This is a genomic window from Mycobacterium sp., from assembly GCF_052144515.1.
Lineage (GTDB): Bacteria > Actinomycetota > Actinomycetes > Mycobacteriales > Mycobacteriaceae > Mycobacterium.
The window spans coordinates 29,437-44,583 of sequence record NZ_JBKQQD010000378.1; the positions used below are offsets into that span (position 1 = coordinate 29,437).

11 protein-coding genes and 1 pseudogene are annotated in these 15,147 nt (G+C 67.4%); 3 read left to right on the top strand and 9 right to left on the bottom strand.

All coding sequences use genetic code 11. The features are described 5' to 3' along the window. Nucleotides 1-144: 144 nt before the first annotated feature. The 7 genes from pyrF to pyrR all read right to left on the bottom strand — a co-directional run bounded on the left by pyrF (nt 145) and on the right by pyrR (nt 8,864). Nucleotides 145-978, bottom strand: coding sequence for an orotidine-5'-phosphate decarboxylase (pyrF, locus tag ACLP9N_RS24975; protein ID WP_442409886.1), 834 nt, complete (start codon nt 976-978; stop codon nt 145-147). Next, a complete protein-coding gene (gene carB / locus ACLP9N_RS24980; protein WP_442409887.1) occupies nt 975-4,322 on the bottom strand; it encodes a carbamoyl-phosphate synthase large subunit in 3,348 nt (1,115 codons plus the stop codon). The genes pyrF and carB overlap by 4 nt, the downstream gene beginning before the upstream one ends. Before the next feature lie 91 nt (nt 4,323-4,413). Further along, a complete protein-coding gene (gene carA / locus ACLP9N_RS24985) occupies nt 4,414-5,541 on the bottom strand; it encodes a glutamine-hydrolyzing carbamoyl-phosphate synthase small subunit (RefSeq protein WP_442409888.1) in 1,128 nt (375 codons plus the stop codon). Continuing rightward, on the bottom strand, nt 5,538-6,059 hold the full coding sequence (locus ACLP9N_RS24990) for a PH-like domain-containing protein (protein ID WP_442409889.1): 522 nt from the start codon (nt 6,057-6,059) through the stop codon (nt 5,538-5,540). Before ACLP9N_RS24990 ends, carA begins: the two co-directional genes overlap by 4 nt. Next, complete coding sequence (locus tag ACLP9N_RS24995; RefSeq protein ID WP_442409890.1) at nt 6,056-7,348, bottom strand: dihydroorotase; 1,293 nt, start codon at nt 7,346-7,348, stop codon at nt 6,056-6,058. The genes ACLP9N_RS24990 and ACLP9N_RS24995 overlap by 4 nt, the downstream gene beginning before the upstream one ends. Beyond that, nucleotides 7,345-8,304: an aspartate carbamoyltransferase catalytic subunit gene (locus ACLP9N_RS25000; RefSeq protein WP_442409891.1), complete on the bottom strand. Its 960-nt coding sequence runs from the start codon at nt 8,302-8,304 to the stop codon at nt 7,345-7,347. The genes ACLP9N_RS24995 and ACLP9N_RS25000 overlap by 4 nt, the downstream gene beginning before the upstream one ends. After that, nucleotides 8,301-8,864, bottom strand: a complete 564-nt coding sequence (gene pyrR, locus ACLP9N_RS25005; protein ID WP_442409892.1) for a bifunctional pyr operon transcriptional regulator/uracil phosphoribosyltransferase PyrR — start codon at nt 8,862-8,864, stop codon at nt 8,301-8,303. The genes ACLP9N_RS25000 and pyrR overlap by 4 nt, the downstream gene beginning before the upstream one ends. Before the next feature lie 95 nt (nt 8,865-8,959). Between pyrR and ACLP9N_RS25010 the strand changes: the two genes are divergently transcribed. The 3 genes from ACLP9N_RS25010 (at nt 8,960) to ACLP9N_RS25020 (ending at nt 11,627) form a co-directional block, all read left to right on the top strand. Further along, complete coding sequence (locus ACLP9N_RS25010; protein ID WP_442409893.1) at nt 8,960-9,643, top strand: class I SAM-dependent methyltransferase; 684 nt, start codon at nt 8,960-8,962, stop codon at nt 9,641-9,643. A 227-nt stretch (nt 9,644-9,870) separates the two neighbouring features. Beyond that, nucleotides 9,871-11,085 (top strand): serine hydrolase domain-containing protein, encoded by a 1,215-nt coding sequence (locus ACLP9N_RS25015; protein ID WP_442409938.1) that lies wholly within the window; start codon nt 9,871-9,873, stop codon nt 11,083-11,085. Nucleotides 11,086-11,087: 2 nt separating this feature from the next. Beyond that, nucleotides 11,088-11,627 (top strand): GNAT family N-acetyltransferase, encoded by a 540-nt coding sequence (locus ACLP9N_RS25020; RefSeq protein ID WP_442409894.1) that lies wholly within the window; start codon nt 11,088-11,090, stop codon nt 11,625-11,627. Between the two features lie 54 nt (nt 11,628-11,681). Here ACLP9N_RS25020 and ACLP9N_RS25025 read toward each other — a convergent pair. After that, nucleotides 11,682-11,972, bottom strand: a pseudogene (locus ACLP9N_RS25025) (GntR family transcriptional regulator); the annotation flags it as partial. Between the two features lie 289 nt (nt 11,973-12,261). Next, nucleotides 12,262-15,114 carry an aminotransferase class I/II-fold pyridoxal phosphate-dependent enzyme gene (locus ACLP9N_RS25030; protein WP_442409895.1) on the bottom strand — a complete coding sequence of 951 codons (2,853 nt, stop codon included), beginning with the start codon at nt 15,112-15,114 and terminating at the stop codon, nt 12,262-12,264. Nucleotides 15,115-15,147: the final 33 nt, after the last annotated feature.

A 15,147-nucleotide genomic window follows, 5' to 3' on the forward strand; every position in this document is an offset into this window, starting at 1 on the left:
GTTGTCGGGAGGGTCGTGCGTCCGTGCGTCGACGGCCCGCCGTCGATGTCTGGGGTTGCGTGAGGTGGCGGCCACGGGCCCTGATGCTGCCCGGTGCTGGGAATCACGGATTTTCGTTGCGTGTCGCGCGTGTCGCGCCGCCCGTCAAACGAGGTAGGCCACAGCCTCGCGCATCCGCTCGCCCGCCGCCCGCAGTTCCGGCACGCCCGGGCCCGCCCGCAGCACCTCACGTGACACCGCGGGTAACAGCTGGCCCGGCGCCGCCCCACCCAGGCCGGCGAGCTGCTCAGGCCGCCCGCCTTGCGCCCCGATGCCCGGCACCAGCACTGGTCCATCGAGGGCGGACAGATCGGGCGGCTTGAGCGTGGTCGCCCCTACGACCACGCCGACGGATCCGGGCTCCCCCGGGTTCGCGCTGTGACTTGCGGTCTTGTTGATCACCGCCGCCTGGTCGACGATCAGCTGCGCAACCGTGCGCTCGTCGAACCGGGCCTGCTGCACGGTCGCGCCCTCCGGGTTGGAGGATGCGGCCACCACGAACACCCCGCGGTCATGCGCCGCAGCGGTCTCCAGCAGCGGCCGCAGCGAGCCGAATCCCAGGTACGGCGAGGCCGTCACCGCGTCGGCGGCCAGCGGCGAGTCGCCCGCCCAGGCGGCGGCATAGGCCGCCATGGTCGTCCCGATGTCGCCCCGCTTGGCGTCAGCCAGCACCAGCACCCCGGCGTCGCGCAGCGCGGCGATGGTGCGTTCCAGCACGGCGTATCCTGCGGCGCCGTAGGCCTCGAAGAAGGCCACCTGTGGCTTGACAACCGCGAAACCGGCGAACGCTTCGATGCAGCTGTCGCAGAACGCGGCCAGCCCGTCGGCGGTGGTGGGCAGACCCCACGCCGTCAGCAGCTCGGGATGCGGGTCGATGCCCAGGCAGAGCGCCCCACGGCGCGATCTGGCCTCGGCCAGCCGGGCACCGAACCCGGTCACCGAGCGCCCTCTCCGAGTGCACTGTGCAGCTCCTGCAGCGAACGCACGCCGATGTCGCCCCGGATCCCCGCCTCGATGCCCTGGACGGCGGCAGACGCGCCCTGCACCGTCGTGACGCAGGGGATGTTGACGGCCACCGCGGCCGAGCGGATCTCGTAGCCGTCGACGCGTGGACCGGAGTTGCCGTAGGGCGTGTTGATCACCATGTCGACCTCGCCGGCCCTGATCGCGTCGACGGCCGACATCTCGGGACGGCCCGGCTGCGGTTCCTCGAAATGCTTGCGCACCTCCTCGCACGGAATCCCGTTGCGGCGCAGCATCTCTGCTGTTCCTTCGGTGGCCAGCACGCGGAAACCCAAGTCGGCCAGGCGCTTAACCGGAAACACCAGCGATCGCTTGTCCCGGTTGGCGACCGACACGAATATGGTGCCTTCGGCCGGCAACGACCCGTAGGCGGCGGTCTGGCTCTTGGCGAATGCGCTGCCGAAGTCGCGGTCGATGCCCATCACCTCGCCGGTCGATTTCATTTCCGGGCCGAGCAGGGAATCGATAGCGGCTCCGTCGGCACGGCGGAACCGGTGGAACGGCAACACGGCTTCTTTGACCGCGATCGGCGCGGACGGGGACGCGTTGGCACCGTCCCCGGAGGCCACCAGCATCCCCTCCTCGCGGAGCTGGGAGATGCTGGTGCCCAACATGATCCGGGCACATGCCTTGGCGAGCGGGATCGCGGTGGCCTTCGAGACGAACGGCACCGTGCGGCTGGCGCGCGGGTTGGCCTCCAGCACGTAGAGCACATCGTCTTTGAGGGCGTACTGCACGTTGAGCAGACCGACCACGCCGATGCCGTGCGCGATCGCCTCGGTCGCGCGGCGCACCTTCTCGATGTCGCTGCGGCCCAGCGTCACCGGCGGCAGCGCGCAGGCCGAGTCGCCGGAGTGGATGCCGGCCTCCTCGATGTGCTCCATGATCCCGCCGATGTACACCTCGGCGCCATCGCATAGCGCGTCGACGTCGATCTCGACCGCATCCTCGAGGAAGCGGTCGACGAGCACCGGGTGCTCGGGAGAGAGCTGGGTGGCCCGGGTGATGTAACCCTCGAGCGTCTTTTCGTCGTAGACGATCTCCATGCCCCGTCCACCCAGCACGTACGACGGCCGCACTAGCACCGGATAGCCGATGTCTTCGGCGATCCGGCGGGCCTGCGCAAATGTCGTTGCGGTGCCGTACTTTGGCGCCGGCAGGCCGGCGGCGTTCAGCAGGTCGCCGAAGGCGCCGCGGTCCTCGGCCAGGTCGATGGCCTCCGGCGGGGTGCCGACGATCGGAACTCCGGCGTCGGCGAGCCGTTGCGCCAGCCCGAGCGGCGTCTGGCCGCCGAGTTGCACGATCACGCCGATGACCCCCGGGCCGCCCTCCGCCGACTGGGCCTCGGCGTGGAAGACCTCGAGTACGTCCTCGAAAGTCAGGGGCTCGAAGTACAGCCGGTCGGCGGTGTCGTAGTCGGTGGACACCGTCTCCGGGTTGCAGTTGACCATGACGGTCTCAAAACCGGCCTGGCTCAACGTCGTTGCCGCGTGCACACAGCTGTAGTCGAACTCGATTCCCTGGCCGATCCGGTTCGGGCCAGACCCCAGGATCAACACCTTGGGCTTCTCGGTCTGCGGGGCCACCTCGCTCTCGGCGGCGGGGTCCAATTCATAGCTGCTGTAGTGGTAGGGCGTCTTGGCCTCGAACTCGGCGGCGCAGGTGTCCACCGTCTTGTACACCGGGTGGATGCCGAGGCGCTCGCGCAGCGACCGGACCCCGTCCTCCCCGGCCAATTCCGGTCGCAGCGACGCGATCTGGCGGTCGGACAGCCCGCTGTGCTTACCCCGCCGCAGCAGTTCGGCGTCCAGCACCGGTGCGTCGACAAGCTCGCCGCGCAGCTGCACCAGCTCACCGATCTGCGCGACGAACCACGGGTCCACACCGCTGGCCTCTGCGACGCTTTCGATCGACGCGCCCAGCCGCAGCGCCAGCTCGAGGTCGTAGAGCCGGCCTTCGGTGGGGGTCTGCAGCCGGGTCAGCACCGCTTCGACGTCACCGTGCGGGTCCGGCTTGGTCCAGAACCCGGCGCGGTCCGTCTCCAGGGACCGCATCACCTTGCCCAGCGCTTCGATGAAGTTGCGGCCCAACGACATTGCCTCCCCGACGGATTTCATCGTGGTGGTCAGGGTGGGATCGGCGCCGGGGAACTTCTCGAACGCGAACCGCGGCGCCTTGACCACGACGTAGTCCAGGGTGGGCTCGAAACAGGCGGGCGTTTCCTTGGTGATGTCGTTGACGATCTCGTCGAGGGTATAGCCGATGGCCAGCTTGGCCGCGATCTTGGCGATCGGGAAGCCGGTGGCCTTGGACGCCAGCGCACTCGATCGGGATACCCGCGGGTTCATCTCGACGACGATCAGCCTGCCGTCGGCGGGATCCACCGCGAACTGGATGTTGCAGCCGCCGGTGTCCACACCGACCTCGCGCAGGATCGCGATGCCCAGATCCCGCATCCGCTGGTATTCCCGGTCGGTCAGCGTCATGGCCGGAGCGACCGTCACCGAGTCGCCGGTGTGCACGCCCATCGGGTCGAGGTTCTCGATCGAGCACACCACCACCACGTTGTCGTGGCCGTCGCGCATCAGCTCGAGCTCGAATTCCTTCCAGCCGAAGATCGATTCCTCGATCAGCACGTTGGCGCTGGGCGAGGCCGCCAACCCGGCCCCGGCCATCCGGTCGACCTCCTCGAAGGATCGCGCCATACCCGAGCCCAGCCCGCCCATAGTGAAGCTGGGCCGCACCACGACCGGCAGGCCCACTTCGTCGACCGTCTCGCGGACCTCGTCCATGGTGAAACACACTCGGCTGCGGGCGGATTCGCCGCCCACCTTGGCGACGATATCCTTGAACCGCTGCCGGTCCTCGCCGCGCTGGATGGCGTCGAAATCGGCGCCGATGAGTTCGACCCCGTACCGCTCCAGCGCCCCGTTCTCGTACAGCGCCACCGCCGTGTTGAGCGCCGTCTGTCCGCCCAGCGTGGCTAGCAGCGCGTCGATCTTGTTGCCACGCTCGGCCTGCTGGGCGATCACCCGCTCGACGAACGCCGGGGTGATGGGCTCGACGTAGGTGTGATCGGCGTACTCCGGGTCGGTCATGATGGTCGCCGGATTCGAGTTGACCAGGCTGACCTGCAGGCCCTCGGCGCGCAGCACCCGGCACGCCTGCGTGCCCGAGTAGTCGAACTCGCAGGCCTGCCCGATGACGATCGGGCCCGAGCCGATCACCAGGACGTGGTTGACATCCGTCCGCCGCGGCACTAGCGCCCTCCTTTCCAGGCGCGAGAGTGCGCAGTTGTACAGGGTTTGCGGCGTGTTCCTGTACAAACACGCACGCTCGCGAGTGGTGGGATCATCGCGCACCTGCCATTAGCTCGACAAAGCTGTCGAAGAGGTACTCGGCATCGTGGGGTCCGGCGGCGGCCTCTGGGTGGTACTGCACCGAGAACGCGTGCCCCTCAACGAGTTTGACGCCTTCCACCACGCCGTCGTTGGCGCAGGTGTGGCTGACGACCGCGGGGCCGAACGGCGTGTCGAAGGACTGGCCCGCCTCGCCTTCCAGCGCGAAGCCGTGGTTCTGCGCGGTGACCGCGACCCGCCCGGTGGCGTGGTCGATGACCGGGATGTTGATGCCGCGGTGGCCGAACACCATCTTGTAGGTCGACAGGCCGAGTGCCCGGCCCAGGATCTGATTGCCGAAACAGATGCCGAACAACGGGATGCCGGCGCCCAGCACCTCCCGGGTGAGCGCGACGACGTGGTCGGCGGTGGCCGGGTCGCCCGGGCCGTTGGAAAGGAACACGCCGTGCGGTCTGATGTCGGCGATCTGCTCGAAGGTCGCCGACGCCGGCAGCACATGGCTGCGGATCCCGCGCCGGGCAAAGTTGCGCGGCGTGTTGGTTTTGATGCCCAGGTCGAGGGCGGCCACCGTAAATCGGTGCGGCACATCGGGTTCGACGACATAGACACCATCGGTGCTGACCTCGCCGGCAAGATCGGCGCCCAGCATCGACTGCTGGCCCCGCACCCGCTCGACCAGCGCCTCCATGTTCACGGGGTCGGTCGCTGCGTCACCGGAGAACACCCCCGCCTTCATCGACCCGCGACTGCGCAGATGGCGCACGACCGCCCGGGTGTCGATGCCGGCAATCCCGACGATGTTTTGGCGGACCAGCTCGTCGTCCAGCGTGCCGGTGGCGCGCCAGTTCGAGGCGCGTGGCGACGGATCGCGTACGGCGTAACCGGCCACCCAGATCTTGTCGCCACGGCTCTCGGCGTCCTCACCGTTCCAGCCGGTGTTGCCGATCTGCGGTGCGGTGGCCACCACGATCTGGCGGTGATAGCTGGGATCGGTCAGCGTCTCCTGGTAGCCGGACATGCCGGTGCTGAACACGGCTTCGCCGAGCGTTTGGCCGATCGCGCCGAACGGCGTCCCGGTGAAGACGCGTCCATCCTCGAGGACCAGCAGGGCTTTACTCACGCGACCTCTTCCTGCCGGCCGTCCGGCCGGACCTCAAGCCAGGCGGCGTATTCGGTGCGGTTGTTTGCGCGGAACCCGGTGTCGATCTCCACGCCCGACGGCAGCCGCCACCGGATCGCGAGTATCCCATTACGGACCGTGACTTTGCCGGCGATGCCCCGCTCGGTGCGGATGGCCGTAATCGACTCCTGCGGAATCCAAATCGGGCGGGCGCCGATGCGTTGCACGATGATTCCCTCGGGATAGCGGGTCAGCACCGCCTTGCTGCGGTACCCCAAATCATCGACCGTGATCCGGTCGTTCCACCACGGCGCTAGCGTGCAGCCGACATAGACCCCGCGGGTACTGATGATCGCCGAGCCCACCTCCTCGGGCATGTCCGGAATGGTGCCGATCGACTCCACTTGCCGCTCCGCGCGACGCCGCCAGCCGCGCAGCATCAGTTGGATCACCACCGCGATCACCACCACCAGCACCGCGGCGAAAATCAGCGACCCGACCAGCGTGGCGGAGTTCATGCCGGGCTCTTCCCATCCCTGGCGGTGACCTTGCCGCGCAGCAGGGTGGCAGTCACGGTGGCGGGCAAGGTCATTGACTCGTATGGCGTGTTGGCCGACCGGCTGGCCAGCGCGGGCCCGGTGACCGTCCACGTGGCGTCGGGGTCGACCACGGTCAGGTTGGCCGGCTCCCCCACCTCCAGCGGCCGGCCCTGATCGGGCAGGCGTGCAATGCGCGCCGGATTCTCACTCATCACCCGCGCGACGTCACGCCAGCTCAACAGCCCGGGCACCACCATGGTTTGCGCCACCACCGACAGCGCCGTCTGCAACCCCAGCATGCCGGGGCGCGCCGAGGCGAACTCGACGCATTTCTCGTGCTCGGCGTGTGGGGCGTGGTCGGTAGCCACACAGTCGATGATCCCGTCGGCCAGCGCTTGGCGCAGCGCGACGGCGTCGGCGGCTTCGCGCAGCGGCGGATTGACCCGATTGACCCCGTCGTAGCTGGCCAGCCTGCTGTCGTCGAGCAGCAGGTGGTGCGGGGTGACCTCGGCAGTGATCGAAATACCTTGCTCCTTAGCCCATTTCAGGATCTCGACGGTGCCCGCAGTGGAGGCGTGGCAGATGTGCACGCGGGCGCCGGCGTCGCGGGCCAGCAACGCGTCGCGCGCGACGATCGATTCCTCGGCCGCTCTGGGCCACCCGGACAGCCCGAGCCTGGCGGCGGTGGGCCCCTCGTGCGCGACGGCGCCGACGGTCAGCCGTGGCTCCTCGGCGTGCTGGGCGATCAGCACCCCAAGCCCGGTGGCGTACTCCAGCGCGCGGCGCATGATCAACGGGTCATGCACGCAGATCCCATCGTCGGAGAACATCCGCACCTGCGCGACACCGGCAGCCATCATGCCCATCTCGCTGAGTTCGGCTCCGGCCAGCCCGACGGTGACCGCGCCGACGGGATGCACGTCGACCAGGCCGACCTGCTGGCCGCGGTGCCAGACGTGGTCGGTGACCACCGGGCTGTCGGCCACCGGGTTGGTGTTGGCCATCGCGAACACCGCGGTATAGCCGCCGAGAGCCGCTGCGGCCGAACCTGTTTCGATGTCCTCGGCGTATTCGCGGCCCGGCTCGCGCAGGTGGGTGTGCAAATCCACAAATCCGGGCAGTAGCACCTGATCCGTGGCGTCAATAACATCTGCGGTGTCGGGAATCTCCAAGCCGGCACTGATTTCGGCGATCTGGCCGTCATCGACCAGGACGTCGATCCTCTCGCCCTCCCCGTACAGACGGACACCACGCAGCAGCACACTCATGCCGCACCCTCTTTTCCGGCGAGGTCAGCACCGACCAGCACGTGGAAGAGCACGGCCATCCGGACGTGCACGCCGTTGGAAACCTGTTGTAGCACTGCCGATTGCGAGGAGTCCGCCACCGACGACGCGATCTCCATGCCACGCACCATCGGTCCCGGGTGCAGCACCACGGCATGGCCGGGCAGCATCGCCTGGCGCCGGTCGGAAAGCCCATAAAGAACCGAGTATTCGCGCACCGACGGGAAGAAGCCGCCGTTCATCCGCTCGGCCTGCACCCGCAGCATCAGCACTGCGTCGGCGGCGGGCAGCTCGGCGTCGAAGTCGTGGGTCACCGTGACCGGCCAGCCGTCGACCCCGACCGGCAACAACGTCGGCGGTGCCACCAGCACCACCTCGGCGCCCAGGGTTCCCAACAGCATGACGTTGGAACGGGCGACCCGGCTGTGCAGGACGTCGCCCACGATCACGACGCGCCGGCCGTCGATGCCGCCGAGCCGCTGACGGATGGTCAGCGCGTCCAGCAGCGCCTGCGTCGGGTGCTCGTGCGTGCCGTCGCCGGCGTTGATCACCGAGGGCCCGTCGTCGTTCCCACAAGTCCACTCGGCGAGCAGTTGCGCGGCACCGGACGCCGGATGCCGGATGATCAGCGCGTCGGCGCCGGCCGCGCACAGCGTCAGCGCGGTGTCGCGCAGCGACTCGCCCTTGCCCACCGACGATCCAGTCGCGCTGACGTTGATCACGTCCGCGCTCATCCACTTGCCGGCCACCTCGAACGACACCCGGGTGCGCGTCGAGTTCTCGTAGAACATGGTGATCACGGTGCGTCCGCGCAGCGTGGGCAGCTTCTTGATTTCGCGACCCACCAGCGCCTGCGCGAACCGATCGGCGTCGTCGAGGATGGCGGTGGCCTCGTCGCGGCTCAGGTCGCCGGCGGCCAGCAGATGTCTTGTGCTCATCGGGAAATCACCACGCCATCGTGACCGTCGTGCTCACTGAGCTGAACATGCACGCTCTCGCTGCGCGAGGTCGGCACGTTCTTGCCCACGTAGTCGGCGCGCACCGGCAGTTCGCGGTGGCCACGGTCGACCAGCACCGCCAGCTGCACCGCCCGCGGCCGGCCCACGTCGCGCAGCGCGTCCAGCGCGGAGCGCACCGAGCGCCCCGAGTACAGCACGTCGTCGACCAGGATCACCAGCGCGTCGTCGATGCCGCCGGCCGGGATCGACGTGGCCTCCAGCGGTCGCGGCGGCTTCGTCATCAGATCGTCCCGGTACAAAGTGATGTCCAGCGCGCCGTGGCCGACCTCGACGCCGCTGTACTCGCCGATGTTGGTGGCCAGCCGCTGGGCCAGGATCACGCCGCGGGTCGGGATTCCCAGCAGCACCACCCGCGGCGCGTCGGGACCATCCAGCGCGGTCTTTTCGATGATCTGATGGGCGATACGAGAAATGGTGCGACCGACGTCGGCCGCGGACATCAATTCTCGGGATTCCCCGCCCGGGGCAGCAGCGCCCATGCGAAAACCCTGACCTCCTTCTCCGCCTCTCCGGACGGATCGTTAAAGGATGTCGACTGCCGGGCATCGTAGCACTGCTGACTATCCTGGGGAAAATGACAGGCTCAAGTTCCTCCCAGCAATCCTCCGGACGACCGCTAATGGACTTCGATGCCCTCTACCGCGGCGAGAGTCCGGGCGAAGGCATCCCACCGATGACGACACCGCCGTGGGATCTCAAGGCGCCCAAGGAGAATGTCGTCGCGTGGCAGGCCGGCGGCTGGGTGCACGGTGATGTCCTCGACATCGGCTGCGGCCTTGGCGACAACGCCATCTACCTGGCCAAGAACGGGTACCGGGTGACCGGCTTGGACATCTCGCCCACCGCGCTGATCACCGCCGAGCGGCGCGCCATGGACGCCGGAGTCGACGTGAAGTTCGCGGCGGCCGATTCCACCAAATTAGAGGGGTATGCCGACGCCTTCGACACCGTGATCGACAGCGGCATGTTCCACTGCCTCGACGACGACGGCAAGCGCAGCTACGCCGCCGCGGTACACCGGGCCACCCGGCCGGGCGCCACCCTGTTGCTCAGCTGCTTCTCCGACGCCAACCCGGCGCGCGAGGAGTGGTCAACTCAACCAAACAGGCCGGAGGTTTCCGAGCAGACGCTGCGCGACGTCTTCGGCGGCGCAGGCTGGGACATCGAATCGCTGGAGCCCGCCACCGTCCGCCGCGAACAGGACGGCACCGAAATCGAGATGGCGTTCTGGTACGTTCGCGCGCAGCGTCGCGATTGAGTTTCGGCTGAGTTTCGGAGCCGGAAACTTTTCCAAGTTCGAGAGTTGCACGTTCAAAACGAACTCATTCGTTTGGCTGGTTAGGCAATGTCGCCTCGTTGATGCAAGACGACCGGTGACCGACCCCCCGCCGCCCGGACCGTTCGGAGGCCCACCTCCGCCGCCCTTACGCTGATGTCGCCAGCGGGGTAGCCAGCCCGACGGCTAACCTGGACCGCGTGAATCGCCTGAACCACCCGAACCTCGGGGGCAATCAGGCCTCCATCCGCGAGGTATGCGATGCCGGCCTGCTCGCCGGCGCGGTGACGGTGGTCTGGCAGCACGGAGAAGTGTTGCAGGTCAACGAGATCGGTTACCGGGACGTCGACGCGGGCCAGCCGATGAGCAGGGACACCCTGTTCCGCATCGCGTCGATGACCAAGCCGATCACGGTGGCGACGGCAATGAGCCTGGTCGATGAAGGCAAGCTGGCACTGCGCGACCCGATCGTGCGCTGGGTGCCGGAGATGGCCGATGTGCAGGTACTGGACGACGCGCGCGGTCCGCTGGACCGGACGCATCCGGCCCAGCGTGCCGTGCTGATCGAGGATCTGCTTACCCATACCAGCGGGCTGGCCTACTCATTCTCGGTATCCGGGCCGATCTCGCGGGCCTACATGCGGCTGCCGTTCAATCAGGGCCCCGACGCCTGGCTGACCGAGCTGGCGGCACTGCCGCTGATGCACCAACCCGGTGAGAAAGTCACCTACAGCCATGCGATAGATCTGCTGGGCGTCATCATTTCCCGCATCGAGGACAAGCCTTTTCACCAGGTTCTCGACGAACGGATCCTGGGCCCGGCGGGCATGCCCGACACCGGGTTCTTCGTCTCCCCCGAAGCACGAGGCCGCGCCGCGACCATGTACCAGGTTGACGACGAGGGCCAGTTGCGGCACGGCGTGATGGGGCCGCCGCATATCAAGCCGCCGTCCTTCTGCAACGCCGGCGGCGGGTTGTGGTCGACCGCCGACGACTACCTGAGGTTCGTGCGAATGCTGCTCGGGCAGGGGACCATCGACGGCGTGCGGGTGCTGTCGCCGGAGTCGGCGCGCCTGATGCGCACCGACCGGCTCACTGATGAACAGAAGCGGCATGACTTCCTGGGGGCGCCGTACTGGGTCGGCCGCGGATTCGGGTTGAACCTGTCGGTGGTCATCGATCCGGCGAAGTCCGCCTCGCTGTTCGGGCCGGGCGGCCCCGGAACATTCACCTGGCCCGGCGCCTACGGGACGTGGTGGCAGGCTGACCCGTCCGCGGACCTGATCCTGCTGTACCTGATTCAGAACTGTCCCGATCTAAGCGCGGATGCGGCTACGGCCGTCGCGGGTAACACGTCGTTGGCGAAACTGCGCACGGCGCAACCGAAATTCGTCCGTCGCACCTATAACGCACTCGCCCTCTAGCCATGGCCGACTATCCGCCCAGCCGAATCGACGGGCCGCGGCTGACGCTGCGCCCCCCCGCACTCGAGGACGCCGGTGCGATTTTCCAGCGGGTGGCCCGCGATCCCCAAGTGACCAAGTATCTGCTGTGGACCCCGCACCCCGATGTGGCTACCACGCGGCGGGTGATCGCCGAAAAACTCAATATCGGCAACGAGGAGCAGACGTGGGCCATCGCGCTGCGGCGCAGCGACGAGGTCATCGGACTGACCAGCTGCCGGCGCCGGGTGCGGCACTCCGTCGAAATCGGCTACTGCATGGGACGACGTTGGTGGGGCAAGGGTTTCATGTCCGAGGCGCTCGACATGCTGATGACCGCGCTGGAAGCCGACCGCGACGTGTACCGCGTCTGGGCCACCTGCAATGTCGACAACGAGCGCTCGACGCGACTGCTCGAGCGAGCCGGCTTCGTGTTGGAGGGCCGGCTGGCGCGCCACGCCGTCTACCCGACCCTCGGGCCCGAACCGTGCGACAGCCTGCTCTACGCCAAGGCCCTGCGGTGAATCGCGCCCCCGTGCCGAGCCTGCGGTAAGGGCGCGGTTCTGCGAAAGATTCAGCGCTGAGCGCAGTCTCGATGCCACCACTGCAGACTCGATGCGCGTCGTAGGCTGGGCCGCCACCCGTTTTGGCGTTCCAGCGCACGGCGGGCGCACGTCGAGCTCATGGTCGAGCTTGCGCTGTGCGACATGAGTGCCGACTTTGGGACCATGCTCGATCAGCCCCTCGTTTTTCAGAACGGTGAGCGCCTCGCGAATGGTGTTGCGGGACAAGAAGAATTCGGCCGCCAACGCACTTTCCAGCGGCAGGCCGTCGGGGTAGGCGCCGGCATGGATCTGCTGGCGTAACACGTCGGCGACGCGGCGCGCACGGTCGGCGCGGTGTCCCCCCGATCGGTACGGCTACAGCCACGTCGTCACGCGGCCCGCACCGGCAGCTCAGCGTATTACGCCGGTTCGAGTTAGGTGAGGACCAGCTAAAAGCCGGCCCGCCTGGCTATTGCGCCACCCAAAGCGTCTTGCCGGCTTTCAGATCGCGCTGAGTGGAAACGGACAGCAATCTGTCCCGCAGGACTCTCCGGAAGCCGGTAGAAATTTTGCCCACCTCGAACATCTCCGCCGCCAGAGGCCTACGAGTCAGCTACGCGTCTTTGGCAGCCGCGCGCACCGCGCGGTCTCCATTAACGGCTCCCGCCGCCCCCAAACTAGAAGCATCCGATGAGATTTCGAAGACTGGGACCGCGGCACCCACGGCGGCCGTCGCCGCATTCCGTTGGGCCTCCATGCGCGCCAGCGCTTCCTGGGTGAACACCGACAACCCGAGGTCGTGGTTGTATCCGTGGATTTCCTTGACGTCCAGCTGGGCCAGGAAGTAGACGATCTCTTTGGAGACCACCTGACCCGGGACCAGCACGGGGAACCCGGGCGGGTACGGCACCACGAACGTAGTGGACACCAGCCTCTTCCCCTCGGCGAGCCGCCGCCCGGCCGCGCCGATCAGCACGTATTCGCGGTCGGCCTCTTCGTATCCCGCGTAGAAGGCCGCCCGCATGTCGCCGAACGAGCAAGCGTCCACGGGACGGAAGGCGAAGTCGAACTCGCTGAAGTCAGGTAGGTGCGGCAGATCCTCGGTGATCTCCTCGACCCGGCGCTCGTGCAGTGCCCAGTCGGCCGCGCTGGCCCCCTGCTTCTCCCGGTCGAAATCGGTGGCCACCCGCCGCAGCACGTCGAGCAGATAGTGCACGCTCGACCACGTGACGCCGATGGTGAAGATCAACAACACGCTGTTGATAGAGGTCTTATTGATCTGGATGCCGAATCGGTCCATCAGGATCTTCTCGCGGAAGTCGTACCCGTTCATTCCGGTGTTGCCGAGGAACAGGGTGACCCGCGTCGGGTCCAGCACGAACTGGTCGGAGCGCCAGGCCTCGTTCCACTCCGCCAGGGCCCCCTGCCTGATCGAAGCGGTCGAGCTGACCGCGGAGGCCCGGAACTCCTCGGGCACCAGGTCGGCTTCGTCGAGGATGCGAAACCACTTGCTGATCAGCCGGTCTTTGCGGACGCGGTGGCGGAACACCAGCGCCATGTCGTAGACCTGCCGGACCAGCTGGAAACCCTCCATGTCGACCTGCCGGCGCGCCAGGTCCAGCGAGGCGAGAAGTTGCTGGTTCGGCGATGTCGAGGTGTGCGTCAGGAACGCCTCGCCGAACGCGTCGCGGGCACGCGCATTGAAATCCTGGTCGCGGACGTGGATCATCGACGCCTGCCGAAACGCCGACAGCGACTTGTGGGTCGAGTGCGTCGCATACACCCGGACCCGCGCCCTACTGGGGTCGGGCAACAGCCGGTGATCAACCCACTCCGACCGGGGGATCCCCTCCATCGACGCGGCCCAACTGCGGTATTCCTCGGCGTATTCCGGCGACGCCAAGGTGTGCTCGAGTCGCTTCGCTGACACCATGGCCGTCCGTTGCCGGGCCCACGGCACGGCGGTGGCGAACGCGTACCACGCCTCGTCCCATAGGAAGCAGATGTCCGGCTTGATCGCCAGCACCTCCTCCATCACGCGACGAGGGTTGTAGACGACGCCGTCGAAGATGCAGTTGGTGAGCAGCAGCATGCGTACCCGGTGCAGCTGCCCAGCCGCCTCGAGATCCAGCAGCGCCTTCTTGATGGTGCTCAGCGGCACCGAGCCGTAGATCGCGAACTGCGGCAGCGGATACGCGTCCAGGTACAGCGGGTACGCGCCGGCCAGCACCAGGCCGTAGTGGTGCGACTTGTGGCAGTTGCGATCGATCAGCACGATGTCGCCCGGCCGGGTCAGGGACTGCACGACGATTTTGTTGGCGGTCGACGTTCCGTTGGTGACGAAGTAGGTGTGGTCGGAACGCCATGTACGCGCGGCTTTGTCCATCGCCTTCTTGATGTTGCCGTGCGGATCCAGCAGCGAGTCCAGGCCACCGGACGTGGTCGATGTCTCGGCCATGAAGATGTTGCGGCCGTAGAACTCCCCCATGTCCTGCAGCGACTTCGAGTTGAAGATGCTGGCGCCACGGGCGATGGGCAGCGCATGGAACTGTCCGACGGGCGCCCCCGCGTACGCGCGCAGCGCGTCGAAGAATGGCGTGGCGTACCGGTTCCGCAAACCCGCGATCACCGTGCTGTGCAGATCGGTGACATCGTTGAGCCGGTAGAACGTCCGGTCGTAGACGTCGGGCTCGTCGTCATTGCCCGCCGCGATCGATTCGTCGGTCAGCAGGTAGAGGTCGATATGTGGCCGCAGTTCTCTGATCCACTCGCCGCATTCGACCCAGTCCTGAGCGCATTCGCTGCTGACCGCGTCATCGTTGGGCCCCAGCAGCGTGTTCATCAGCGGCACCCGGTCGCGGGACCGCAGCGGCAGGTCATGGCGGATGATCGCGGCCTGGATCTCGCCGTTGAGTGCGACCGCGGTGATGGCATCCTCGACGCTGGGGGCGACCAGGACCTCGAACTGGATGTCGTCGGACGGGTTGCGCAGCGCCCGCAGGCTTTCGGCCAGGCAGTCCGGGGCCGTGGGCGGCGAATCGTCGGCGAGCAACACGGTATAGAACTGCTGCTGTTTGGCCTGGGCCACCAGCTCCTGATCGGCCAGCGGCGCGGAGGTGTCGAAAAGCGCTGTGCGGTCGCCATATTCGCTCAGCAGTCGCACGGCCAGCGACACCTCTTCGCTGAGCCGCACCGTGGAAAGGCTCTCCAGGTGAGCGCGGAAGGTCGCCAGATTCTCCGCGCCGGGGTACAACCAGTAGCGCTCGTAGGCGTCGATGCGGTCCATTAGTCGTTTGACCCGAGCCAGGTCGTGAGCCTTGTCCAGCCCGGCGAGGTCAACCTCGGCGAGGTGCCGGCATGCGTCGTCGAGCAGGTTCCACGTGTCGATGCGCGTGTACGACGGGTTAGCTACGGCCGCCAGCGCGGAGACCCGAAGTCGCCGCGGGCGGGCACCGTTTCGATTCATGCCGTCACCTGTCCTTGGTGCATTCGTCATTAT